The organism is Lysobacter korlensis (genome assembly GCF_042434515.1).
This window is the reverse complement of the sequence record NZ_JBHLTG010000007.1, coordinates 265,323-289,270: the sequence shown is the minus strand read 5'-3', so window position 1 is coordinate 289,270 and position 23,948 is coordinate 265,323. Positions and strand designations below refer to the sequence as shown.

The 23,948-nt window shown below is 69.6% G+C and carries 25 protein-coding genes; 11 read left to right on the top strand and 14 right to left on the bottom strand.

Features of this window, described 5'->3' with window-relative positions:
- Positions 1-18: 18 nt before the first annotated feature.
- From ACFFGH_RS26300 to ACFFGH_RS26270, 7 genes are all read right to left on the bottom strand, one after another.
- A complete protein-coding gene (locus ACFFGH_RS26300; protein WP_386673904.1) occupies positions 19-627 on the bottom strand; it encodes a TetR/AcrR family transcriptional regulator in 609 nt (202 codons plus the stop codon).
- Entirely contained in the window at positions 608-1,135 is a 528-nt protein-coding gene (locus ACFFGH_RS26295; RefSeq protein WP_386673902.1) for a nitroreductase family deazaflavin-dependent oxidoreductase, read from the bottom strand. The genes ACFFGH_RS26300 and ACFFGH_RS26295 overlap by 20 nt, the downstream gene beginning before the upstream one ends.
- A gap of 123 nt (positions 1,136-1,258) precedes the next feature.
- Positions 1,259-1,399 (bottom strand): hypothetical protein, encoded by a 141-nt coding sequence (locus ACFFGH_RS26290; protein WP_386673900.1) that lies wholly within the window; start codon positions 1,397-1,399, stop codon positions 1,259-1,261.
- A 5-nt stretch (positions 1,400-1,404) separates the two neighbouring features.
- The gene (locus tag ACFFGH_RS26285) at positions 1,405-2,013 is read right to left on the bottom strand and encodes a hypothetical protein (RefSeq protein WP_386673898.1); all 609 of its coding nucleotides are present in this window, start codon (positions 2,011-2,013) and stop codon (positions 1,405-1,407) included.
- A 313-nt stretch (positions 2,014-2,326) separates the two neighbouring features.
- Positions 2,327-3,874, bottom strand: coding sequence for an endo-1,4-beta-xylanase (locus ACFFGH_RS26280; protein ID WP_386673896.1), 1,548 nt, complete (start codon positions 3,872-3,874; stop codon positions 2,327-2,329).
- A 62-nt stretch (positions 3,875-3,936) separates the two neighbouring features.
- A complete protein-coding gene (locus ACFFGH_RS26275; protein ID WP_386673894.1) occupies positions 3,937-5,421 on the bottom strand; it encodes a purine-cytosine permease family protein in 1,485 nt (494 codons plus the stop codon).
- 103 nt (positions 5,422-5,524) lie between these two features.
- Entirely contained in the window at positions 5,525-6,466 is a 942-nt protein-coding gene (locus tag ACFFGH_RS26270; protein WP_386673892.1) for a LysR family transcriptional regulator, read from the bottom strand.
- Between the two features lie 72 nt (positions 6,467-6,538).
- Here ACFFGH_RS26270 and hisD point away from each other — a divergent pair, with 72 nt between their 5' ends.
- Both hisD and ACFFGH_RS26260 read left to right on the top strand, forming a co-directional pair.
- Entirely contained in the window at positions 6,539-7,906 is a 1,368-nt protein-coding gene (gene hisD / locus ACFFGH_RS26265) for a histidinol dehydrogenase (protein ID WP_386673890.1), read from the top strand.
- A 9-nt stretch (positions 7,907-7,915) separates the two neighbouring features.
- The gene (locus tag ACFFGH_RS26260) at positions 7,916-8,746 is read left to right on the top strand and encodes a nitrilase-related carbon-nitrogen hydrolase (RefSeq protein ID WP_386673888.1); all 831 of its coding nucleotides are present in this window, start codon (positions 7,916-7,918) and stop codon (positions 8,744-8,746) included.
- A 42-nt stretch (positions 8,747-8,788) separates the two neighbouring features.
- Here ACFFGH_RS26260 and ACFFGH_RS26255 read toward each other — a convergent pair whose 3' ends face one another.
- Positions 8,789-10,663 carry a phosphoenolpyruvate carboxykinase (GTP) gene (locus ACFFGH_RS26255; RefSeq protein WP_386673886.1) on the bottom strand — a complete coding sequence of 625 codons (1,875 nt, stop codon included), beginning with the start codon at positions 10,661-10,663 and terminating at the stop codon, positions 8,789-8,791.
- 158 nt (positions 10,664-10,821) lie between these two features.
- Between ACFFGH_RS26255 and ACFFGH_RS26250 the strand changes: the two genes are divergently transcribed.
- Positions 10,822-11,772 carry an aldose 1-epimerase family protein gene (locus tag ACFFGH_RS26250; RefSeq protein ID WP_386673884.1) on the top strand — a complete coding sequence of 317 codons (951 nt, stop codon included), beginning with the start codon at positions 10,822-10,824 and terminating at the stop codon, positions 11,770-11,772.
- On the opposite strand, the gene ACFFGH_RS26245 is transcribed toward ACFFGH_RS26250, so the two are convergent.
- The 5 genes from ACFFGH_RS26245 to ACFFGH_RS26225 all read right to left on the bottom strand — a co-directional run bounded on the left by ACFFGH_RS26245 (position 11,773) and on the right by ACFFGH_RS26225 (position 13,669).
- Positions 11,773-11,943: a hypothetical protein gene (locus ACFFGH_RS26245; RefSeq protein ID WP_386673882.1), complete on the bottom strand. Its 171-nt coding sequence runs from the start codon at positions 11,941-11,943 to the stop codon at positions 11,773-11,775. It lies immediately after the preceding gene.
- On the bottom strand, positions 11,940-12,173 hold the full coding sequence (locus tag ACFFGH_RS26240) for a hypothetical protein (RefSeq protein WP_386673880.1): 234 nt from the start codon (positions 12,171-12,173) through the stop codon (positions 11,940-11,942). The genes ACFFGH_RS26245 and ACFFGH_RS26240 overlap by 4 nt, the downstream gene beginning before the upstream one ends.
- A gap of 37 nt (positions 12,174-12,210) precedes the next feature.
- Positions 12,211-12,444, bottom strand: coding sequence for a hypothetical protein (locus tag ACFFGH_RS26235; RefSeq protein ID WP_386673878.1), 234 nt, complete (start codon positions 12,442-12,444; stop codon positions 12,211-12,213).
- A 70-nt stretch (positions 12,445-12,514) separates the two neighbouring features.
- Positions 12,515-12,709 carry a hypothetical protein gene (locus ACFFGH_RS26230; protein ID WP_386673876.1) on the bottom strand — a complete coding sequence of 65 codons (195 nt, stop codon included), beginning with the start codon at positions 12,707-12,709 and terminating at the stop codon, positions 12,515-12,517.
- A gap of 114 nt (positions 12,710-12,823) precedes the next feature.
- Positions 12,824-13,669: a sugar phosphate isomerase/epimerase family protein gene (locus tag ACFFGH_RS26225; RefSeq protein WP_386673874.1), complete on the bottom strand. Its 846-nt coding sequence runs from the start codon at positions 13,667-13,669 to the stop codon at positions 12,824-12,826.
- A 173-nt stretch (positions 13,670-13,842) separates the two neighbouring features.
- Here ACFFGH_RS26225 and ACFFGH_RS26220 point away from each other — a divergent pair, with 173 nt between their 5' ends.
- The 8 genes from ACFFGH_RS26220 (at position 13,843) to mnhG (ending at position 22,362) form a co-directional block, all read left to right on the top strand.
- The gene (locus ACFFGH_RS26220) at positions 13,843-15,255 is read left to right on the top strand and encodes an alpha,alpha-trehalose-phosphate synthase (UDP-forming) (protein WP_386673872.1); all 1,413 of its coding nucleotides are present in this window, start codon (positions 13,843-13,845) and stop codon (positions 15,253-15,255) included.
- Complete coding sequence (gene otsB, locus ACFFGH_RS26215) at positions 15,252-16,049, top strand: trehalose-phosphatase (protein ID WP_386673870.1); 798 nt, start codon at positions 15,252-15,254, stop codon at positions 16,047-16,049. The genes ACFFGH_RS26220 and otsB overlap by 4 nt, the downstream gene beginning before the upstream one ends.
- 99 nt (positions 16,050-16,148) lie before the next feature.
- Positions 16,149-19,049 (top strand): Na+/H+ antiporter subunit A, encoded by a 2,901-nt coding sequence (locus ACFFGH_RS26210; protein ID WP_386673869.1) that lies wholly within the window; start codon positions 16,149-16,151, stop codon positions 19,047-19,049.
- The gene (locus tag ACFFGH_RS26205) at positions 19,046-19,579 is read left to right on the top strand and encodes a Na(+)/H(+) antiporter subunit C (protein WP_386673867.1); all 534 of its coding nucleotides are present in this window, start codon (positions 19,046-19,048) and stop codon (positions 19,577-19,579) included. The genes ACFFGH_RS26210 and ACFFGH_RS26205 overlap by 4 nt, the downstream gene beginning before the upstream one ends.
- On the top strand, positions 19,576-21,138 hold the full coding sequence (locus ACFFGH_RS26200) for a Na+/H+ antiporter subunit D (protein WP_386673865.1): 1,563 nt from the start codon (positions 19,576-19,578) through the stop codon (positions 21,136-21,138). Before ACFFGH_RS26205 ends, ACFFGH_RS26200 begins: the two co-directional genes overlap by 4 nt.
- Positions 21,135-21,680 (top strand): Na+/H+ antiporter subunit E, encoded by a 546-nt coding sequence (locus ACFFGH_RS26195; RefSeq protein WP_386673863.1) that lies wholly within the window; start codon positions 21,135-21,137, stop codon positions 21,678-21,680. Before ACFFGH_RS26200 ends, ACFFGH_RS26195 begins: the two co-directional genes overlap by 4 nt.
- Positions 21,677-21,955 (top strand): MrpF/PhaF family protein, encoded by a 279-nt coding sequence (locus tag ACFFGH_RS26190; RefSeq protein WP_386673861.1) that lies wholly within the window; start codon positions 21,677-21,679, stop codon positions 21,953-21,955. The genes ACFFGH_RS26195 and ACFFGH_RS26190 overlap by 4 nt, the downstream gene beginning before the upstream one ends.
- Positions 21,952-22,362 (top strand): monovalent cation/H(+) antiporter subunit G, encoded by a 411-nt coding sequence (gene mnhG, locus ACFFGH_RS26185; protein ID WP_386673859.1) that lies wholly within the window; start codon positions 21,952-21,954, stop codon positions 22,360-22,362. Before ACFFGH_RS26190 ends, mnhG begins: the two co-directional genes overlap by 4 nt.
- Here the strand turns inward: mnhG and ACFFGH_RS26180 are convergent.
- Positions 22,350-23,843, bottom strand: coding sequence for an amino acid permease (locus ACFFGH_RS26180; RefSeq protein ID WP_386673857.1), 1,494 nt, complete (start codon positions 23,841-23,843; stop codon positions 22,350-22,352). The genes mnhG and ACFFGH_RS26180 overlap by 13 nt on opposite strands.
- Positions 23,844-23,948 lie beyond the last annotated feature (105 nt).

Here is a 23,948-nt window from a genome sequence, read left to right as displayed (position 1 = left end):
GGGTGACGGCTGCCGACCTCATCGCGGGGCCGTGAGCACGGCTCGGAACAGTCGTTCGAGCTGCGCCGCCGGAGCGGCGGCGTCGGGGCCGAACGTCAGCGCATGCAGGACGATGCCGTCGAGCGCGCCGATGAACAGCCCGGCGGCGGTGATCGCTCCGGGCATCGACCACTCGCTGTCCAGGTCGACGAGATGACCGGCGAATCTGGCCTTCGCCGCGGTCATGTCGGCGGCTACAACTGCGGCGACGTCGGGGTAATGGGCGGCGCCGGTGATCATTTGGGTGAGCAGCCTGACCCCGTCCGGGTCGTCGAGCGACGCTTCGGTGATTTGCACCGCCGTGTGGATGAGCTGGTCGACGGTGGTGGTGGCGCAGAGCGCTTCCGCGACGGGGAGGATGAGATGGTCGCTGGCGTGCCGGGCGATGGCGGAACGGAGTCCGGCCAGATTCCCGAAGTAGTAGTGGACCAGTCCCGCATTCGCGCCGGCATGCTGAGCGACCTTGCGGTGTGTGAGCCCTGGCCAGCCTTCGCGGGCCACGCAGTCCATGGCGGCCTGCAGCAGCTCGGCGCGGCGGCGGTCGCCGCGGCCCTCGGGGGCGACTCGTTCAGGGGTGCGGTTCGTCATCGGCTTCGGTGGAGGCTAACACTGGCGCGGGGTCGAGGCGGAACTGGCGGTTCGTCAGCCGCAGGGCCGGGAGCTGACGCGCAAGCGCAGCGAGGTCGTGATCGGCGCCAGTGAACGGTTGTCGCACCACTGTTGTTCCAAGGACGGCGGCCGACTTCGGGTGGTTGGTCTGGTAGTCGGTGAGCAACGCCAGGCGCTCGCCCTCGTCGAGCTCCGCGACATCGGCTGTGAACTGCCGGGTGCCCAGGTGGACCCGGACCTCGCCGGCTGCGACGGCGTTGCGGTACCAGTCTGTGGTTGCGCCGAACCCGGCGACCACTTCAACCCACTCGCTGCCCGGGCCGCGCCGGGTGACTTCCAGGGTGGTGCGGCGGGTGAGGCCGGTGATGCGGCCGCGGTGTTCGATCATCAGGAATCGGTGGCCGAGGAGCCAGCCCAGACGGGCGCGGTAGAGCCAGTTCGGTGCTCTCACCAGCGTCCGGTGGAACCGCATCCTCAGCGCAGTCATCCAGATCCTTCCGTAGTGGCGGCAAGTGAGGGTGGCGCCGGAGCAACCTGGCGCCACCCTCGGGCGGGTCCTGTGTCCGCCTCCCCGGTCGATGGCGTGGCTCGACACGCCCGGCCGCAGGTCTCATCGGCTGTCTCGTCGCTCATCGTCTTGGTCGTGGTCCCAGCTCCGAGGGGGCCGCAACAGCAGCACCGCGGTCACCAGCACGGCGGCGACCAGCGCTGCCCCGGCGAAGGGTCCGTCGTACACCGGCGGCTCGGTCATGCCGGTCACCGTCCTTCCGGCCGGTACGGCTCCTCCTGGACCGCATGCGCGAGCGTCAGTTTCAGCACCATGATCACCGGCACCCACCACAGCCCGAACGGTGCGGCCGAGAGCGGGGCAAGCACGGCGACGACCGTGCAGCAGAACAACGCGACCGGGCGTTGCAGGTACAGCGGCGTCACCCTCACCAGCGCGACGGTCAGCAAGGCGATCAGGTACCACGCCGCGCCCCACCACCATGCCGCTCCGGGGAACAGCAGCCCGATCAGGATCGGCTGGATGTGGACCGCGGCGAACAGCACCGGGCGGCGCACCAGCCGGCCGAGCCAGCCGGCAGCCGGGCCGGGGGCGGCGAAGTGATCGCGTTTGGCGGAGTTCAACCCGTTGGCGACGACACCGCCGATGAGGTCGAACGCGAGCACCGCGGCAACCGCGTACTGCCACCAGGTCCAGGCGTCCGGTGCGGCGACACCGACGCTGCCGACGGTGAGCACTGCGCCGGTGACGCCCGCCACGCGGGCCAGGTTCTTCTCCGGCCCGGTCGCCCCGGCGCCATACACCGGGTCAGGCTGATCAACTTGCGCCGACTGGCCTGTTTCCGCCCTCGTAGTCATGTCCGCCTCCATTGTCGATCGGTGTGTTATACGATCGCATAACTTAGGCGAACGTACAACTAGGCGGTGGCGGATGGGTGTCGCAGTGGTGATGACGGTCCTCGGCGTGTTGGCAGTCGTTGGCATGGTGGGAACGATCCGCGCGGTCTGGAACGACGGTCACGGTCGACGGCCCAGTGCAGCCGACGGGGACAGAGCGGAGTGACACCGCCGGTTCTCGGAGAGCGGGCGGATGAGGACGGACCGTTGGTCGAGGACGGGCCGCCGGTGGCCCTCGCGATCGTCGCAGCGTTCCGGATCGCGCCGAACGGCCTTATCGCAGCGCCTCCTGCACCGCCGGAAACGCCGGCTTCGCGACGTAGTCCTCAGTGAACATCAGCGGCGCCGCCTCGCCGAGCTCGTCCCACGAGTAGCGGTCGCTGAAGCCGAACACCGTCGTGTTCTTGCAGGCCGACACCTGGAGGCAGGCGTCCACGACATCCGCGTAGATCTCCGCCTGCAGTTCGAGCTGGTCGTCGGTTGTGCCATAGATCATCACGTCGAGCTCGGTGATGTAGACGTCGAGCCCCAGGTCGGCGAAGCGCTGCATGTTCTGGCGGGCGCTCTCCAGGTCGGGCGGGTTCGCCGAGTCGATGTGGAACTGCAGGCCGACCGCGTCGATCGGCACGTCGCGCTCCATGAAGTCGGAGACCATGTCGTAGAGGAAGTCGGCCTTGTCGCCAAGCACCTCCGCACCGGTCTCGTTGTACATCAGCACCGCGTCGGGGTCCGCCTCGTCGGCGACGCGGAAGGCCCGCTCGATGTGCTCGTCGCCGAGCACGTCCTGCCAGATCGTCTGCGCGAGCCGTGCCTCGCTCTCACCGGTGTCGAACGGTCCCCAGATGCCCTCGTTCACCACCACCCAGGCGTCCGCCTGGTCCCGATACCGGGACACCAGGGTGGTGATGTGGTCGTCGTAAACCGCGCCGAGCGTCTCGGCGTCGCCGGTCGCCGCGATGTCGAGCACCCACTGCGGCAGCTCGAAGTCCCACACCAGGAACATGGCGGTGACCGACAGGTCGTGCACGGTCGCATAGTTCATGCTGAGATCGGCCGGCACGAAGAAGTAGTCCTCGTCTTCACCGCGGGTGGTCGCCCAGTACAGCTCCGTCGGGGTGGCGGAGCTGAACTGCTCGCCCAGCATCGACTCGAAGCCGATGTCGTGCAGCGGCGGCCAGATGTCCAGGGCGCTGCCGATGTCGATGCCTTTGCCGGCCGCCAGCTCGCGCAGGGGAGTGCCGAGCTCGGGATGCCGCGGCAGCGGCTGCGACAGCTCCAGCTCCAGCAGGTCGAGCGTCGCGCCGGGCTCGAGGTAGGCGTACAGGCCGGCCGCCTCACCGTCGGCGGCCAGCGGACCGGCGAGCTCCAGCGTTGTCTCGTCGCCCCCTGCGGCCACGGTGACGGAGTCGGCCGTGATGTCGAGGACGAGCTCGCCAGTGGTTCCGTCCGCCAGCGGCTCCTCCTGCAGGACGGTCGAGCCATCGGTCTCGCGCACCGACCACGCCCCGTCCGCGGCGACGAGCTCGACCGTGACGCGTGCCTCGGGGTCGCCTGGGCCGGCGATCACCAGCCCGCTCGCGCCCTCGCCGCCCGGCTCGAGGCGTCCGCGGAGCGTCACCTCATCGGGGGTGAACGCGCCGCCCCAGATCGGCCAGACCACCGTGTCCTGCTGGTCGCTCTCCAGGGCGACCGGATGCTCCGCGAGCACGACCGCTCGCGGCCCGCTCGGCTCAGGCCGTGGGTCGGGGTCTGCGGCGCATCCCCCGATCAGCGGCGCCGTCGCCACCAGCAGGGCGACGAGGGTCGATGCGCGACGCTGCATGCGGGGAGTGTATCCACTCGTTCACTATTGGCGGAACGCCCGTGCCGGATCGGTCCCGGGGTTCAGCTCCTGGATGCTCCGGTGCCGAACGCCACCGCCGACTCGCCCGACGTGGCACTCTCGCGCGCCGCGGCATCCTGCTCGGCACGGAGGTCGATGCTCCGTGCCAGCAGCAGGTAGACGACCGCCGAGACCGCCAGTCCGACGAAGAGCGCCAGGTCGGCGCCGCTCATCGCCTCCGCGATCGGCCCCGTGAACCACGCGGTGACGACGAACGGGATCATCGCCACGATGCCGGCCGCGTACGCGGTCAGCCCACGCCAGCCCCAGCTGCCGTAGATGCCGTTCGGGGTGAAGATGTCGCGGATGGCGTAGTGGCCGCGGCGCACGAAGTAGTAGTCGACGAGGTTCACACTGGTCCATGGGACGAGCACGTACAGCAGTACCACGAGAAAGCTGCCGAAGTTCGCCAGGAACTCGCCGGTGCTGAGGATGGAGCCGATGTACGCGGCGGCGCCGATGATCACACACCCGACCACCCGGAGCGCGCGGGTCGGCTTCACCGACTTGATGGAGTCGAGGATGGTGATGAGCTCCATGCTCGCGGCGTAGATGTTGACGGTGATGACGGCGACCAGCCCGGGCAGAGCGGCCAGGAGCAGCCAGTAACCGGATCCGGCGAGGACAGTGTCGGCTGCCTCCTGCACGCCGGCGAGCGGCGCGGCACCGGTGAAGGCGGCGGCGACCAGAGCGCCGAGTGCCATGAGCCAGGTCGCGCCCACGAAGACGCCGCCGTAGGTGTACCAGAGTGCCTTGGCGGGGCTCGTCTGCGGCGGCAGGTAGCGGGAATAGTCGGAGACGTACGGCGCCCAGCCGAGCGCATACGCGGCGGCGGCGCCGAACTGCACCAGGAAGGCCGTCCAGTTGAAATTCCCGAACGCGACCTGCGCCGGGTCGAGCGGCAGGACGAACAGCGCCGCCACCGTGAACACGCCGAACGTGACGAGGAACAGCAGCGTCAGCCACTTCTGGGTCGCGTGGATCCAGTCGTAGCCGAAGATCGCGAGCACCACGGCGAGACCGCTGATCAGCAGATACCAGAGCCAGTTCGCCGATACCCCGGTCGTCATCGTGAGGATCTCGGCGCCGAGCATCTGGTTGAACATGTTGAACCCGACGAGGCTGAAGACGACGATGGCGCAGATCAGGATGACGCCGCGGTAGCCGAACTGCGCCCGCGACTGGATCATCTGCGGCAGGCCGAGCTGCGGTCCCTGCGCGGAGTGGAACGCGGTGAAGATGGTGCCGACCGCGACGCCGGCGACGATGGCGAGGAGCGACGTCGTCAGGTTGGCGCCGAGCGCGGCGCCAAGCATCCCGGTGGCCAGCGTCGTGATGTTGGCGTTCGACATGAACCACAGGGGGAAGAGGGACCACGGCTTGCCGTGCCGCTCGGTCAGCGGCACCCAGTCGATCGACCGCGACTCCACCCGTTCGGGCGTGTGCGGCCGGGTCGCGACCCCGGACTCCGTCGGTGTGTGCGCCATGGATGCTCCTCGCTGAGTGGTCGGTCGCGGATCGAGTCCGCGGCAAGATCTCGCCCGACGCTACTGAGCGGCTTCCATCGGCACAAGCCGCCATCAACCTTTGCTATGTATCGGATTCCCCGATGGCAGCGTCGACGCCGCTCTCGTCGCGCATCCGGAGGATCGTCCGCCTCGCCATCCGTGCGAGCTCCGCCGTCACCGGCGAGAGCACGGCGTTCCGCCGCGTCACCAGCGCGATCACGTCATAGAGCGGCTCGGCGAACGGCGTCGTCGTCACGCCCGCCGGGAACATGGCGTGCCTGGTGACCGCGGTCGACACGATCGTGTCGCCGACCCCGCGAGCGACAAGGCCGAGCGCGGAATCGATGTTCTCGACCTCGATCATCGGCTCCAGGCGCACGCCCGCCGCCTGCGCCCGGTCCGCGAGCTGCCTTCGGGTCGGGTCGGTCCAGCCGTAGTACGCGTCGTAGAGGATGAGCGGCGCCGCCGGGATCGCGGCGATCGTCATGGGCGACGACGTGCGTCGAGGATCGGCGCTCGCCCACAGGACCTCGTCGCGCATGAGGGGGCGCACATCGAGATCCTCATCCGGAACGGGCAGCACGACGAGTCCCGCCTCCAGGGTTCCGCTGCGGACCGCGTCCGCCACCTCGACGGAGTTCTGCCCCACCAGCCGAGTGCGCACGTTGGGGTACTTCTGATGGAACCGCTCCGCGAGGTCGGAGAGGAAGTAGAACGGTGCGTTCCGCAGCACGCCGAACGACGCGACGCCGCCCTCGATGCCGCGGAGGGACCGCATCGCCTCATCCGCACCGTCCGCACCCTCGACGACGCGGCGAGCCCACGGGAAGAGTTCCTCGCCGGCCGCCGTGAGGATCAGTCGCCGCCCGGTGCGCACGAACAGATCGAGGGAATGCTCCACTTCCAGCTTCCGCACCAGCTCCGACACCGTCGGCTGTGTGAGGCCGAGCTCCCGCCCGGCCGCGCTGAAGGAGCCGGACGTGCTCGCCGCGAGGAACGCGCGGAGCTGCGTGATCGTTGTCATAGGGAAAGCCTATGGCTGACGCTTGCTTCGGGCGCCTTGTCCTTCGGCGATGCGCCTCTTAGGCTTCCCCGCATGCTCTACTCGCCCGCGGTCCTCGCACAGCTCGACGGACGCTTCTCCTTCGTCAAGACGCCGCTCGTGAACGCCCCGGCGGCGCAACGCGAGCCGGCGGTCGTGCGGACCGTCTCGGAGATGCTGCTGGACATCCAGCAGCGCGGCATGGATGCCGTGCTCGAGTACGCGAGCAAGCTCGACCGCTGGGACGGCCGCGACATCGAGCTCGATGCCGCGACGATCGCCGCGAGCGGCGGCCGGCTCGACCCGGCTCTCCGCGAGGCGATCGAACTCGGCAGCGAGCGCACCAGAGCCTTCGCGGGAGAGCAGCGGCGCCGCATGGTGGACTTCGAGACCGAGCCGATCCCGGGACTGGTGACCGGCGTCCGGTACGTGCCGGTGGCGCGTGTCGGCGCGTACCTGCCTGCCGGCCGTTTCCCGCTCACCGCCAGCGCGTTCATGACGGTCGGGGTCGCGAAGGAGGCGGGCGTGCCCGCGGTCGTCGCGTGCACCCCGCCGCAGCCGGACGGGTCGGCGAACGATGCGGTGCTCTACGCCGCGCACCTCTCGGGCGTCGACCGCGTGTTCGTGCTTGGCGGTGTGCAGGCGCTCGCCGCCATGGCGTACGGCCTGGTCGCCGATCTTCCCGTCGACATGCTGGTCGGCGCCGGCAACGCGTTCGTCGCCGAGGCGAAGCGGCAGCTCTTCGGCACCGTGGCCATCGATCTGCTCGCGGGGCCGTCCGAGGTCGCAGTCCTCGCCGATGACACTGCGGATCCGGTGCTCGTCGCCGCAGACCTCCTCGGTCAGGCGGAGCACGGTCCGAACTCGCCCGCCGCCCTCGTGACGACCTCCGAGGTGCTGGCCCGCGCGGTGCTCACCGAGGTGGACCGACAGCTCGAGACGCTCGCCACCGCGAGCATCGCCGGGCCTGCGTGGCGCGATTACGGCTCCATCACTGTGGCCGACGACCGCGAGACCGCCGCGACGCTGATGGACGACCTCGCGCCCGAGCATCTGGAGCTGCTCACCGCCGATGACGACTGGTACCACAGCCGCCTCCGCAACTACGGGTCCCTCTTCCTCGGCGCGTGGAGCACCGTCGCGTACTCCGACAAGGGGATGGCCGGCACCAATCACGTGCTGCCGACCGCGGGTGGAGCGAAGCACAGCGCCGGCCTGTCGGTGAGCAGGTTCGTGAAGCCGCTGACCTATCAGAAGATCGCCAAGGAGGCGACGCCGCAGCTGGCGACGGCCGTCGAGGTGATCTCGGAGTCGGAGGGGATGGCGGCGCACAAGGCGACCGCGACGCTGCGGCTGGACCGGCTGGCGGCGGAATCAGCGGGGGAGAGGCCGGCCGATCGGGAACCGGCCTCCGCCGTCTAGGGTGCAGAGGTGAGCACACCGACCCCCGAGGACGACCCGCGCGCTCGGTCGATCCGCGCGAGATGCCACGAGCTCGCGCCGGTGGCGGGTGAGCTGGAGCGGAATCTCGCGGTCATCGAGGCGTCGATCGCCGATGCGGTCGCCTCGGGCGTGCGGCTGCTGGTGCTGCCCGAGCTCGCGACGAGCGGGTACTACCTGACGCCGGAGGAAGCGCAGGCGTGCGCGTTCCAGCTCGATGCCCCGCACTTCGCGCGATGGGCGCGGATCCTGCCGCCGGACGGCGTGCTCGTCACGGGTTTCGTGGAGCGGCATGGTGGCGTGCTGTTCAACAGTGCGGCCGTGATCACAGCGGCCGGGGTCGCGGGCGTCTACCGGAAGACGCACCTGTGGGACGCGGAGGCTGACCTCTTCCGGCCGGGGGATCTCGCACCGCCGATCGTGGACACGCCGGTCGGCCGGCTGGGCCTGCTCATCTGCTACGACCTGGAGTTCCCCGAGATGCCGCGTCGTCTCGCGCTCGCCGGCGCGGACCTGATCGCCGTCCCGACGAACTGGCCGCTGGTGCCCCGGCCGGACGGCGAGCATCCGCCGGAGGTGATCCAGGCGATGGCGGCCGCCCGCGCATCCGCCATCCCGATCCTGTGCTGCGACCGGCGGGGCGCCGAGCGCGGCAGCGAATGGACCGAGGGCACGGCGGCGGTCGGCTCGGACGGCTGGCTGGTCGGCCGGAAGAACGGCGACGGCGTCCTCGACGTGACGGTCTCGCTGTCGCCCACCCGCACGAAGATCGGCGAACGGAACGACGTCTTCCACGACCGGCGCCCGGAGCTCTACGCCTGAGGCCCGCGCGGCCCGGCAGAAGCAGGCCGGAGCGTTCTCGGCTCAGGCCGCGCCGCGAACCTGGTCGGTCCATTCCTCCAGGGCCGGATCGCCCAGCGCGTCGCGCAGGCGGTGGAGCTGGCGGTACAACGCCTCGGGCACGCGCCCGCCGAACGTAGCGAAGAACCGCTCGATGCTGTCCGCCTCCGCTCGCCACCGGTCGAGGTCGATGGCATTCAGCTTGGCCCACGTGCCGGCGTCCACGCCGGTGCCGTCGAGGTTCACGTCGCCGTCCAGCGGCATGAGGCCCAGTGCGGTGTCGCGTGCGCGGACCACGCCCCGGATACGCTCGGTCATCCAGGCGAGGGCGCGGATGTTCTCGCCGAACCCGGGCCACAGGAAGCTGCCGTCGTCGTCCTTCCGGAACCAGTTGACCTGGAACATCCGCGGAACGCCACCGCGCGCCCGCATCGTCTTGCCGATCTCCAGCCAGTGCCCGAAGTAGTCGGCCATGTTGTAGCCGCAGAACGCTCTCATGGCGAACGGGTCGCGCTCGAGCTCCCCGGCCGTGCCGCCCGAGGCGGCGGTCCGCTCCGAGGAGATGGTGGCGCCGAGGAAGACGCCGTGCTCCCAGCTCTTCGCCTCCACGACGAGCGGCACGTTGGAGGCGCGGCGCCCGCCGAAGACGATCGCGTCGATGACCACGCCTGCGGGGTCCTCCCAGTCGCTCGCGATCGTCGGGCATTGCCGGGCCGCGACGGTGAAGCGCGCGTTGGGATGCGCGGCGGGCCGCCCCGACGCAGGAGTCCACGGGGTGCCCTGCCAGTCGACGAGGCCGCTCGGCGGCGTCGTGGTCATGCCTTCCCACCAGACGTCGCCGTCCTCGCGCATCGCGACGTTGGTGAAGATGGTGTTGCCCCACATGGTGTCCATCGCGACGGGATTCGTGGCGGTGCTCGTGCCCGGCGCGACGCCGAAGAACCCCGCCTCGGGGTTGATGGCGCGGAGGCGGCCGAGTTCGTCGACGCGCATCCAGGCGATGTCGTCGCCGATGGTCTCGACGCTCCAGCCGGGCAGGGTCGGCTGCAGCATCGCGAGATTCGTCTTGCCGCAGGCGCTCGGGAACGCGGCCGCGAGGTGGAACACCTTCCCGTCCGGCGAGGTCAGCTTCAGGATGAGCATGTGCTCGGCCAGCCATCCCTCGTCGCGTGCCAGCACGGACGCGATGCGCAGCGCGAACGACTTCTTGGCCAGCAGCGCGTTTCCGCCGTACGCCGAGCCGTAGGACCAGATCTCGCGCGACTCGGGGAAGTGGGAGATGTACTTGGTGGCGTTGCACGGCCACGGGGTGTCGGCCTGACCGGGCTCGAGCGGGCAGCCGACCGTGTGCGCGGCGCGCACCCAGGTGGTGTCCGGCCGGATCGCGCGAAGCGCGTCGGCGCCCATCCGGGTCATGATCCCCATGCTCACGACGACGTACGGTGAGTCGGTGACCTGCACCCCCAGCCTGGCGAGCGGGGATCCGATCGGACCGATCGAGAACGGGACCACGTAGAGGGTTCGGCCTCGCATGCTGCCCTGAAACAGCTCGTCGAGGCGGGCGCGCATCCGTGCCGGCTCCTCCCAGTTGTTCGTCGGTCCGGCATCCGCCTTGCGCTCGGTGCAGAGGAAGGTGCGGTCCTCCACCCGTGCGACGTCCTCCGGGTGGCTGCGGGCGACGAAGCTGTAGGGCCGGAGATCGGGGTTGACCTGCAGCAGCGTGCCGGTGCGCACAAGCCCGCGGAGCAGCTCATCGCGCTCCCGGACGGAGCCGTCGCACCAGACGACGCGCTCCGGACGAGTTGTCTCCGCGATCTGCTGCACCCACTCGACCACGGCGGTGTCGGCGAAGTCCGGTGCGGTGGAGGCGGAAGCGCGGACGAGGCTGGGAGATGTCATCGGTGTCCTTCGCAATCGGTGGTTCTTCGAGTGTGAGGACCACCGTGGGCGACGTGCGGGCCGAGTGCGCGGAAAGATCGGCCATTCTTTCCGCATGCGGAAGGATTGCCGGCCATCTGGACGCTCACGGTACGGTGAACCGGATCGAGAGGAGTTCCGTGGGCGACGAGCGCGAACCGGCCAGCGAGACGCCGATGAGTGGCGAGCAGTACGAGATCTCGGGCTTCGGCTACCGAGCGGTCGTGGCCGGCGTGGGCGCCACGCTGCGGATGCTCACCTTCGGCGACCGCAACCTCGTGGTCCCGTTCGAGGCGGACGAGCTGCGACCGTATTACCGTGGGGCGACCCTCGCGCCGTGGCCGAACCGGGTCCTCGACGGCCGGTACCGGTGGGGCGGGGAGGACCTGCAGCTGAGCATCACGGAGCCGAAGCGCGGGCACGCGCTGCACGGGCTTGCGTCGTGGCTCGAGTTCCGGCGAGTGGAGCACACCGCGAGCCGGCTGGTGCTCACCGCCACGGTGCAGCCGCAGGCCGGTTATCCCCACCGCATCTCGCTGACCGTCACCTTCGAACTCGCGGACACGGGGCTGAGCTGGTCGGTGTCGGGCACGAACCTCGGCTCGCGCCCAGCCCCCTTCGGCGCCGGACCGCATCCGTATCTGGTCGCCGGCCCGGGGCTCGTCGACGACTGGGCCCTCGAGGTGCCGGCCGCGCAGGTGCAGACGGTGACCGAAGACCGGCTGGTGCCGGTCGATGTCGTCGACGTCGGCGCGGACGGCGGGGCCTTCGACTTCCGGGCCCGGCGGAACGTCGGGGGGACGTTCCTCGACAACGCCTACACCGGCATCGCCCGGGACGCGGCCGGCGTCGCGACGGTCAGGGTGATCGACCCGGCGAGCGGCCAGGGTGCAGGCATGCGGTTCGGCGCCGACTCGCCATGGGTGCAGGTGCACACCGGCGATCTGCCGGAGGCACCCGAGTCGAGCCGGATCGGCTTGGCGGTCGAGCCGATGACGTGCCCGCCGGGCGCGCTCAACTCCGGCACCGATGTGATCCGGCTCGAGGCGGGCGAGACGGTGTCGGTGAGCTGGGAGCTCTTCGCGATCTGACTACTCGACGGCGGGCTCGTCCTCGTCGACCGCTTCGCCGTCGGTCTCGCTCTGATCCTGCACGCCGCCCTGCCAGCCGCTGATGCCCGGCTGGGCCTTGTCGGCCTCCGAGACGTACTCGCCGCTGTTGTGCTCGCCTGCGGCGAAGCCGTAGTCCTTGTCGTCGCTCATGCCGGTCCTCCAGACACGGTGTCCTCGTTGGTCTCTGCGTTGTGCGAGTCGGGGCGTGGCTTGCCGTCGGCGTCCTCGCCGGGAGTGGCAGCGCCCGATGGGTCTTCCTCCGGCTCGAACGTCGTGCCTGAGCCGTCCGCGACGTTCACCGCGAGGCCGGTCTCCGACTCCGGGATCGTGCCCTCCTCGCCGGCGCCGCCGGAGCTCTGGTCGTTCTGGTTCTCGGTCATGCGGGATTCCTCCTCAGTGCTTCACGTGCCCCTGAAGTCAGGGCCGCCACGGGCGGTGGTGGTCGTCGGAGATCGACTGTGCGATATCCCGCAACCGGTGCGGGGGGATGGTGTCCGGCGCTTTCGGGTCCACCTGGCCGATGGCCTCACGCAGCACGGCGATGATCTCGTCCAGCGGATGGCCGGCGTGGCTTCTGGCGACCCCGTCGATGGCGGCGGTGACGCCAGGGCCGAAGGCGCTGTCCGTGGTTTCGGGGAGGTTCTCTGCCATGATCCGACCCTAGCCGCGGAGCACCTTCGTACAGCCGAAGTTCACCACACGCCCAGAGTTCGGTGACGGGTCAGAACTCGAGCTGGTCGTCCTTGTCGCTGGCTTGCTTCACGATCGTGCCCACCGCGATCGCGGTGGTCGCCGCCCACGAGATCCACATCAGAATGAGGCGCCAGTCGCGTGGACCCTTGCGGGTGACGCCGATGACGTTGAACGCGCCGATGAGGGCGCTGATGATGGCGCTGTTGAACAGGATCTTGCGCATGATGTCTCCTCGCGGCGTGGGGGAGGACCGGTGTTCCCGCCCCGTCGGGCCAAGCCAAGCACATCGGCATCAGCTGAATGTCCGCTGAATGCGAAATGCGTGAATTCGGAGGCGCTACGAGGCCTGCTTGCCCTGGAACGAGCGCTTCAGCGGCCGCGGAGCGCGGGTCCGCTGCACCGGCGGCTCCTGTGACAGCTTCGCCCGTGCGAATGCGAGCGTCTGTCCGAGCAGGGCCAGGCGCTGCTCCTCGTTGCGCACCTTCCGGGTGTTGATCTCGGCGACGACCGAGCCGTCCCAGTTCTCACGTGCGAGGTACTCGAGCACCTCCGCGACCGGCTCGGTGCCGACTCCGGGAACGAGGTGCTGGTCGAAGATCTTCCCCTCGTCCAGTGAGCCGGACCCGTCGCACAGATGCACATGCCGGAGCCTCGAGCCCATGGCCATCGCGAGCTCCAGCGAATCGCGGCCGGCCAGCGAGGCGTGCGAGAAGTCGAGGGTCATCGCGTCGCAGTCCATCTGGGTCGGATCAGGACTCGGGGCGTACGCCCGGAGGCTCTGCTTCGCCATCTTCCACGGGAACATGTTCTCGACCGCGATCTCGACGTCGTGGTTTCTCGCGGTCTTCCGCACGATGGAGAGGAAGTCGCGGGCGTAGCTGGCCTGCCAGCGGAATGGCGGATGCACCACCACGCTCGGCGCGCCGACCGCCGCGGCATGCTCTGCCGCGCGCTCGAGCTTGCCCTGCGGGTCCCGGCCCCAGACGAAGGGGGTCAGCAAGAGCACGGGTGCGTGGATCGACAGGATCGGCTGCTCGTAGCGCTCGCTCATCTCGCGAAGCCGCGGGGCATCCCGGGTCAGATCCTCCCCGGTCACCATGATCTCCACGCCGTCGAATCCGGCCAGATGCGACATCCGGAATGCGTGCTCGGCGCCGAGTGGATAGACGCAGGAGGTGCTCATGCCAACGCGGATCATTCGTCCGACCCTATGCCCGCCTCCTGTGCGTCAGATTGCAAAAGACCGGGGAACACCGAGGGTTGCGCCGCCGCTCTTGACGCCGGACCGCCGGGTGGTGCAGGTGCCGATCCTGGACTCCGGGCCGGCGCACGACACCGGCTGATACCGTGGGCGCCATGGCCGACGCATCGTACGACCTTGTCGTCGTGTCCAACCGGCTTCCCGTGGACCGCGTGGTCGACCGCAAGGGCGACGCGAGCTGGCAGACGTCCCCAGGGGGGCTCGTGACCGCACTCCAGCCGGTGATGCGGCAGGCCGACGCCGCCTGGGTGGGCTGGGTCGGGCAGCCCGGCCTCGAGTTCGAGCCGTTCGACTCCGACGGCGTGCACCTCATCCCGGTTTCTCTCAGTGCGATCGAGGTCGAGCAGTACTACGAGGGGTTCAGCAACGACACGCTGTGGCCGCTCTACCACGACGTCATCGCGCCGCCGCGCTATCACCGGCTGTGGTGGGAGAGCTACGTGGAGGTCAACCGCCGGTTCGCCGAGGCGGCGGCCGGGGCTGCCGCGGACGGTGCGACCGTCTGGGTGCACGACTACCAGCTCCAGCTTGTGCCCAGGCTGCTCCGCGAGGCGCGCCCCGACCTCACCATCGGCTTCTTCAACCACATCCCGTTCCCGCCGTACGGCATCTACTCCCAGCTGCCGTGGCGCACGCAGATCGTCGATGGCCTCCTCGGCGCCGACGTGCTGGGCTTCCAGCGACCCGCGGACGCCGGCAACTTCCAGCGCGCCGTCCGACGGCTGCTCGGCCATCAGACGAAGACCGGCGAGATCCGTGTTCCGGAAGGGGACGGCGAGCGTCTGGTGACGGCGAAGGCATTCCCCATCTCGATCGACTCGGCCAGCTACGAGTCGATGGCCCGGCTGCCCGAAGTGCAGGAGCGCGCGCGGCAGATCCGCGCCGATCTCGGGAACCCGCGGGTCGTCATGCTGGGTGTCGACCGGCTCGACTACACGAAGGGCATCGCCCACCGGCTGAAGGCCTACGGCGAGCTGCTCGGAGACGGTGAGCTCCAGGTCGGTGATGTGGTGCTCGTGCAGGTGGCGAGCCCCAGTCGCGAGCGGGTCGAGACGTATCGGCTGCTGCGGGATGAGGTGGAGCTGACGGTCGGCCGGATCAACGGGGACTACAGCTCCATCGGGCATCAGGCGATCAGCTACCTGCACCACGGGTACCCGCGGGAGGAGATGGCTGCCTTGTATCTGGCCGCCGACGTCATGCTGGTCACCGCGCTGCGTGACGGCATGAACCTGGTCGCCAAGGAGTACGTCGCGAGCCGCTACGACGAGGACGGGATCCTGGTGCTGAGCGAGTTCGCCGGGGCCTCCGACGAGCTGAAGCATGCGCTCCTCATCAACCCGCATGACATCGACGGGCTGAAGGCCGCCATGATGCGGGCGGTGGAGATGCCGGAGCCGGAGCGGCGTCGCCGGATGCGGGGCATGCGCAAGCGGGTGATGGCGAACGACGTGTCGAAGTGGTCGAGCCGCTTCCTCGCGGAGCTCGGGGAGTCAGGGGCGAAGTGACCGAGGCGGGACTGCCCGAGGCGCTGGTCGGCGACCTCAGGGAACTGGCGAGGGTGCGGCGGCTGCTCGTCGCGCTCGACTTCGACGGCACGCTGGCGCCCGAGGTCGACAATCCGGAGCGGGCGCGCGCGCTCCCGGAGGCCCGGGAGGCGGTGCTGCGCCTGCTCGCGCTGTCATCCACCCGCGTCGCCCTGATCTCCGGGCGTTCGCTCGCGAGCCTCGAGCACGTCTCTGGCCTGCCGGACAACGCCCTCCTCATCGGCTCGCACGGCATCGAGATCCGTCTGGACAATCCGGACGACGCGTTCGTGCTGGACGCCGAGGAGGAGGAGCGACGTGAGCTGCTGAACGAGGTGCTCGAAGAGGTCGCCGACTCGTTCGACAACGTGTGGCTGGAGGAGAAGCCGGCTGGGTTCGCCCTGCACACCAGGCTTGCCAGCGAGCACAACAGCCGGGTCGCTCACCTCGTCGCCCTCAGCGAGACGCAGGCTGAGCTCGACGACCTGAAGATCCGCGAGGGCAAGAACGTGCTGGAGTTCGCGGTGCGCTCCACCACGAAGGGTGAGGCGGTGGAGCACCTCCGCCGCTACACCAAGGCGGATGCCGTGTTCTTCGCGGGCGACGACGTCACGGACGAGGACGCGTTCGCCGCGCTGGGCGCCGGCGACCTCGGCCTCAAGTGCGGCACCGGGCGAACCCTCGCCGCACACCGGGTCGGCGGTCCGCCGCAGGTTGCGCAGGTGCTGAGCCTGCTGGCGACGTACCGGGAGCGAGGCGGACCTCATGAGCAGTAGTTCAGGCACCGCTCGGTAAACTTCCAAGACACGACCGCGCAGCCGACCGATCCTCGCCAGGCCGTAGCACCCCATCGCCCGACGTGACGAGGAGGCCCCATGTTCCTCCTCCTGGCGATGTTCGGCGTCGTCGCCATCGTACTCCGGCCGCTCGTCAGGGTCGCCGGTCTCTCGGTCTTCCGGATCGCCGCGGTGGTTCCGCTCGCCGCCTTCGTCCACGCGGTCGTCGCGGGAGGCGCCGTCCTCGGCGGCGGCACGGTCGAGGAGCGGATGCGCTGGATCCCCGAGCTGCAGCTGGCGCTGTCGCTCCGGCTCGACGTGCTGTCCTGGGTGCTCGCCCTCGTCGTCACCGGGGTCGGCACGCTCGTGCTGCTGTACTGCCCACGCTACTTCTCCCGCGACGAGGACGGCCTCGGCCGCTTCGCCGCGTTCTTCCTGGCCTTCGCCGGCGCCATGTACGGGCTGGTTCTCGCCGACGACGTGTTCCTGCTCTTCATCTTCTGGGAGGCGACGACCGTCTTCTCCTACCTGCTCATCGGGCACAGCACGGGGCGCAAGGCGAGCCGCGGCGCCGCGCTTCAGGCGCTGCTCGTGACCACCGCCGGCGGCCTTGTGATGCTCGTCGGATTCGTGCTGCTGGTCGTCCACACCGGCACCGCGAGCCTCAGCGAGATCGTCGATGCCGCGCCCACCGGAACGCTGCCCACGGTCGCGATCCTCCTGGTGCTCGTCGGCGCCGTCTCGAAGTCCGCGATCGCCCCCTTCCACTTCTGGCTTCCTGCCGCGATGGCGGCGCCGACGCCGGTCAGCGCCTACCTGCACGCCGCCGCGATGGTGAAGGCGGGGATCTACCTGCTCCTCCGGCTGGCGCCAGGCTTCGCGGAGTCGCCGGGGTGGCGGAGCGTGCTCGTCGCGCTCGGCGTGGTCACCATGCTCCTCGGCGCCTATCGCTCCCTCCGCCAGCACGACCTCAAGCTGCTGCTCGCCTACGGCACCGTCAGTCAGCTCGGGTTCCTCACCGTCGTGGCGGGGTACGGCACCCGTGACGTCGGCCTCGCCGCGCTCGCGCTGCTGCTGGCGCACGCGCTGTTCAAGGCGGCACTGTTCCTGGTGGTCGGCGTTGTCGATCACCAGACCGGCACCCGCGACCTGCGAAAGCTGTCGGACCTCGGGCGGAGCGCCCCGGTGCTCGCAGCGGTCGCCATCGTCGCCGCCGCGTCGATGGCTGGGCTCCCGCCCACCCTGGGGTTCGTCGCGAAGGAGGCCGTGTTCACGTCGCTCCTGACCGACGCCCTCGCCGGGGCGCCGCTCGGCTGGGTCGCGCTCGTCGGGGTCGCCATCGGAAGCGCGCTCACGGTGGCGTACACCCTCCGCTTCCTCTGGGGCGCCTTCGCGCGGAAGCCGGAGGTTCAGCGGACCGAGCCCGCGCACCGGGATCCACTGTTCGTCGTGGTGCCTGCGCTGCTCGCGGTGGGCGGCCTCGTCTTCGGGCCGCTGGCATTCGTGGTCGACGGCTGGGTCCAGGGCTACTCGGGTGCGCTGCCCGTGTTCAGCGACGCGGCCCGGCACGGCGGTGCGCCCCCCGAGGCCTATCACCTCGCGCTCTGGCACGGGCTCGAGCCGGCGCTCGGGATCTCGGCGCTCGTGATCGCGGCGGGCATCGGGCTGCACGTGTCGCGACGTCGTGTCGGTGCGATGCAGGATGCGGCGCCGGCGATGCCCCGCGCGTCCGAGGGGTACTGGCTGACGCTGCGCGGGATCGACCAGGCCGCCGTGCGCATCACCTCGGTGACCCAGACCGGCTCCCTGCCGCGGTATCTCGGCGTGATCCTGCTGGTGCTGATCGGCTCGGTCGGCGCGGCCCTCGCCCTGGTGCGGGACTGGCCCCTCTCGATCGTGGCCTGGGACAGCCCCGGGCAGCTGACGTTCGCCCTGCTCATGATCATCGCGTCGATCGCGGCGACGGTCGCGTCCAGGCGGTTTCAGGCAGCGTTGCTGGTGGGAGTCACCGGGTTCGGGATGTCGGGAGTGTTCGCCATCCACGGCGCCCCCGATCTCGCCCTCACCCAGCTGCTCGTAGAGGCCGTGACGCTCGTCGCATTCGTGCTGGTGCTCCGCCGGCTGCCCGCGCGGCTGGGCACGAAACACGGCTCGACACGGCGCAAGGTCCGCGCGGTCCTGGCGGCACTGGTCGGGCTCGTCATGATGGTGGTCGCCGCGCTGGCGCTCGGCAGCCGGATCGCGAACCCCATCTCCGGAGCGCTGCCCCGCCTCGCGGTGGAAGGCGGGCATGGCACCAACGTGGTGAACGTCATCCTCGTCGACATCCGGGGCTGGGACACGATGGGTGAGCTGAGTGTGGTGCTCGCCGCAGCGACCGGCGTCGCGAGCCTGATCTTCCTGCGCAGCCGGGTCGACGAGGCCGAGCGTCCGCTGCGCAGCCGCCGCCGCATCCGTGACCGGCTGTCGCGCGACCGCACGCCGGCCCCGGCGGGACCGGCGTGGCTGATCGCCGGTGACCTGGTCGACCCCCGTGAGCGGTCGATCATCCTGGAGGTCGCCGTCCGGCTGATCTTCCACTCGATCATCGTGGTGTCGGTGTACCTGCTGTTCGCCGGGCACAACGCGCCCGGTGGCGGCTTCGCGGGCGGCCTCGTCGCCGGGCTCGCCCTGGTCGCGCGCTATCTGGCGGGTGGGCGTCTCGAGCTCGGCGCGGCGACGCCCGTCGATGCCGGCAAGGTGCTCGGTGCTGGCCTGCTCATCGCGACCGGCACGGCCGCCGTGCCGCTGCTCTTCGGAGCCGATGCGCTGACCTCCACCTGGTGGGAGGCGGAGGTGTGGCTGTTCGGGCATGTCGAGTTCGTCACGTCGACGATCTTCGACATCGGCGTCTACCTCGTCGTGGTCGGACTCGTCCTGGACGTCCTCCGCAGCCTCGGTGCGGAGCTGGACCGTCAGGTCGAGCGCCGCGGTGCGCCGACGGGGGGAGTGGTCACGTGACGATCTCCTTCGTGCTCCTCCTCGCCATGGGCGTGATGTACGCCTGCGGCATCTATCTGATGCTCGAACGCAGCATGACCCGGGTGCTGCTGGGCTTCCTGCTGGTCGGCAACGCGACCAACCTGCTGCTCCTGCTCATGGCGGGCGGGGCGGGTCTCGCGCCGATCGTCACGGAGGGCGTCGACGCCGCGGACATGACCGATCCGCTGCCGCAGGCGCTCATCCTCACGGCGATCGTCATCACCTTCGCCGTCTCCGCATTCATGATGGCGCTGATCTACCGGTCGTGGCGCCTCGCCCGCGAGGACGACCTCGAGATCGACGAAGAGGACATCGCGGTCGCCAGGGGGGCGGTCGCCGTCTCGGCGGAGCGCACGCGCGAGCCGACGGGGGACCCCGGAATCGACACCGGCCCGCTGTCACTCCCGCGGGAGCTGGAGGAGCGGGAAGAGGAGCAGGCGGACGACGCGGCAGACAGCGGGGACCCGGGCGGCACCGCGGTCCCGCCGGGGCGAGGGGCGCACTCATGAGCCTCGTGGTCCCACTGGTCGTGCTGGTTCCGCTGATCGCCGCCGCGGGCACCCTCATCGTCGGCCGGAGCGAACGGCTCCAGCGGATCGTGAGCGTGCTGGCGCTGTCGATCGTGCTCGCGCTGAGCGCGGTGCTGCTGTTCGCCGTCGATGCGGACACCGCCGTGGTGATGGAGGTCGGCGGCTGGGATGCGCCGTTCGGGATCCTCCTCGTCGTGGACCGGCTGAGCGCCCTCATGCTGCTCATCAGCTCGATCGTGCTGCTGGGCGTGCTGCTCTTCTCGATCGGGCAGGGCCTCGCCGACGGCGACACCACGGACACGCCGATCTCCATCTATCACCCGACGTACCTGGTGCTCGCGGCGGGGGTGTTCAACGCCTTCGTCGCGGGCGACCTGTTCAACCTGTATGTCGGATTCGAGATCCTGCTCGTCTCCAGCTACGTGCTGATCACGTTGGGTGGCACCGAGCCGCGCATCCGTGCCGGGTCGACGTACATCGTGGTCAGCCTGATCTCGTCGCTGCTCTTCCTCGCCGCGATCGCCATGATCTACGGCGCCACCGGCACCGTGAACATCGCCCACATCGCAGCCCGGTTGGCGGACCTGCCGATCGAGGTGCAGACGATCCTGCACCTGATGCTGCTCATCGCGTTCGGCATCAAGGCCGCCGTGTTCCCGCTGTCGTTCTGGCTGCCGGACTCCTACCCGACGGCGCCGGCTCCGGTGACGGCGGTGTTCGCCGGTCTGCTGACGAAGGTGGGCGTCTATGCGATCATCCGCACCGAGACGGTGCTGTTCCCGACGGAGGAGCTGAACGAGCCGATCCTGGTGGTCGCGCTGCTCACGCTGCTCGTCGGCATCCTGGGCGCCGTCGCGCAGGCGGACATCAAACGGCTGCTCTCGTTCACCCTGGTCAGTCACATCGGATACATGATCCTCGGCATCGGACTGGGCACGCAGGCCGGAGTTACCGCGGCGATCTTCTACATCGCCCACCACATCGTCGTGCAGACCACGCTGTTCCTCGCCAGCGGCCTCATCGAGCGGGAGGGCGGCAGCACCTCCATCAACCGGCTCGCCGGGCTGCTGCGCTCCTCGCCGGTCGTCGCGGTGCTCTTCTTCCTGCCGGCGCTGAACCTCGCGGGGATCCCGCCGTTCTCCGGGTTCATCGGCAAGCTCGGACTCTTCCGCGCGAGCGCCGAGCAGGGCAGCTGGCTCGCCTACGTGCTGATCGGCGCCGGCGCACTCGTCTCGCTGCTCACCCTGTATGCGCTCGCGCGGGTCTGGAACCTCGCCTTCTGGCGTCGGACGGAGGAGGTCGAGACCTACAGCTCGCCCATCGCAGACTCGCTGGCGGAGAACCCGGCGGGCTACAGCGAGGAGGGCAGGCGGCACACCTCCGGATTGATGGTCGCGGCCACCGCAGGGATGGTGGCCGTCAGCGTGGGGCTGACCGTCTTCGCTGGACCGCTGTATGCGATGAGCGAGCGGGCCGGTTTCAACCTGTACGGCGGTCGCACCTACGTCGACATCATCGACGAGGAGGTTGCGCAGTGAAGTCCGACCGGCGCGAGCTGCTCAAAGAGCTGCTGCTGCAGCTGCCCCTCGTGGTCGCGCTCGTCGGGCTGTGGGCGCTGCTCTGGGGCTCCATCTCCTGGCTCACCCTGCTCACGGGCGTCGTGGTGGCGTTCACGGTCACGCGGGTCTTCTACCTCCCTCCGGTGGCGCTCTCCGGCCGGTTCAATCCGTACTGGTTCGCCGTCTTCGCGCTGACCTTCGCCGCCGACCTGTTCGTGGCGTCGTTCCAGGTCGCGTTCCAGGCGCTGAACCCGCGCTGGGACCCGCATCCGTCGATCGTGGCGGTGCACATGCGCACCAACTCGGACCTCATCCTGAGCCTCACGTCGATGGCGACCTCACTGGTCCCGGGCACGCTCGTGGTGGACGTGGATCGTGAGCACTCGATCCTGTATCTGCACTCGCTCAGCACCCGCTCCATCGACGACATCCCCAAGGTCCGCCGCCACACGCTGGAATACGAACGGCGGATCGCGCTCGCCCTCGGCGACGCGAACGACGTCCGGGCGGTGAACGGATGACCGTCGTGATCGTGCTGGTGATGGTGCTGCTGTCCGCCGGGGCGCTGCTCGCCCTGTACCGCGTGGTCCGCGGGCCGTCGATCCTCGACCGGATGATCGCCTCGGACGTGCTGCTGACCACCCTGATGCTGGCGGTCGGCTCCGAGATGGTCTTCAGCGGGCACACCCGCACCGTCCCGGTGATGCTGGTGCTCGCCACCACCGCGATCTTCGCGACGGTGACGGTCGCCCGCTACGTCGCCTGGCGCGAGCGTGTGGGAGCTGATGACGAATGACCTTCGATTCCCTGCTCGACATCACCGCCGGCATCGCGCTCGTGCTCGGTGCATTCCTGTCGCTCGCGGCAGGAGCCGGTCTGCTGAGATTCCCCGACGTCCTCAGCCGCATGCACGCAGCCACGAAGCCGCAGATCCTCGGTCTGCTGCTGGTCGTGATCGCCGTGGCGCTCGCCGCCCGGAGCTGGTCGACCCTGCTGGTGCTCACCCCGGTGGTCGTCTTCCAGCTCGTCACCGCACCGATCTCGGCCCACATGATCGGCCGGGCGGCACACCGCTCCGACAACGTCGACCACGCCTCGATGCTCATCGACGAGATGGAGGAGGCCGAGGGATTGCCGGAGCATCCGGATGTGCTCCCGCACGACCCGGATGCCCTCGGCGGCGAGGAGCGTCAGTCCCCGTAGTGCTCCGTCTTCGGATCGCGGTGCAGGCCACCGCTGACGGCGTACTCCTCCTCAGGTGACAGCACCAGCTGCTTGCGGCCCCAGAGCGCGAACAGCACCAGGCCGATCGCGTAGATGATCGCGATCGCGACGATGGCGATGAAGAACGCGGGGTTGATCGCGAGGCCGACGAAGATGATCAGCGCGATCGCTCCGGCGACCACCGCGCCGGGCACGCCCCACGGGCTCCGGTACGGGCGGACCGCGTTCGGGAACTTCCGGCGCAGCAGCACGAACGACACCATCTGGAGCAGGTAGGCGAGCACCGCGCCCCAGACCGCGATGTTCAGGATCACGGCGCCGGCCGTGCCTTCAGCCCCACCCGTCGCGTCGACGATGATCAGGCCGATCAGACCGATCACGGCGCCGACGACGAGCGCGACCCACGGGGTCTGTCGCGTCCCGGTGAGAGAGAGGAACTTCGGGTAGTACCCGGCGCGGGATAGGGAGTACATGTTCCGGCCGTAGGCGAACATGATCCCCTGCAGCGAGGCGAGCAGACCGATGAGCGCGAAGAGGGACAGCACCGCCGCGAGGCTCTCCGGCACCATCGCGCGGAATCCGTCGAGGAGCGGTTCGCCTGCCGTGCCGAGCGCCTCGGAACCGGTGATGCCCGGGTTCAGGATCAGCACCACCGCGCCGCTGATCACCAGCGTGATGAGGCCTGTGATCCCGGCCTTCGGGATGTCCTTCTCCGGGGTGTGGGCCTCCTCCGCGGCGAGCGGCAGCTCCTCGATACCGAGGAAGAACCACATGGCGAAGGGCAGCGCGAAGAGCACCCCGAGCAACCCGTGCGGCAGGAACGTCGACTGCCCGGGGTCGGGGGCGATGTCGAACAGCTTGTCCGCGCTCCAGACGCCGGAGAAGATCGCCATCACCGCGAAGATCGCGAGGATGGCGAGGGAGAGGATGGCGACGATGAGCGCGAACCGGAACGAGATCGCGGCACCTGCCGCATTGAGGCCCACGAAGACCGCGTAGAGGATCACCCACCAGACCAGGCCCGGCAGCTCGAAGCCGAAGAGCACGCCGGTGATCCCGTTGAGATAGGACGCCGAGAAGTAGACGATCACCGCGGTCGTCGCCACGTATTCGATCGTCTCGGCGAGTCCGGTGACCAGGCCGCCCCAGGGGCCCATTGCACCGCGCGCGAACGAGTAGGCACCGCCGGTGTGCGGCATCGCGGCGGACATCTCGCCGATCGAGAACAGCATCCCGAAGTACATCAGCGTGACGACGAGGAACGCGATCGTCATGCCACCGAATCCCGCGAAGTCGAGGCCGAAGTTCCAGCCGGAGAAGTCGCCGGAGATGACGGCGGCGACCCCGAGCCCCCAGAGGCCCCAGAGGCCGGCGGATCGCTTCAGGCTCCGTTTCTCGAAGTAGCCTGCGTCGGCCTGCGTGTAGCGCACGCCTCCCGTTGCGTTCCTGGTGTCTGCCATGTGCTGCCCTTTCTCGCCAAAGGTCCAACCCGTGGAGCGTCCACTCTGACGGCTCCCAGGGAGAGCATGGCGGTCCGCGGGTGTCCGTGTCCACAATCCGCGTGT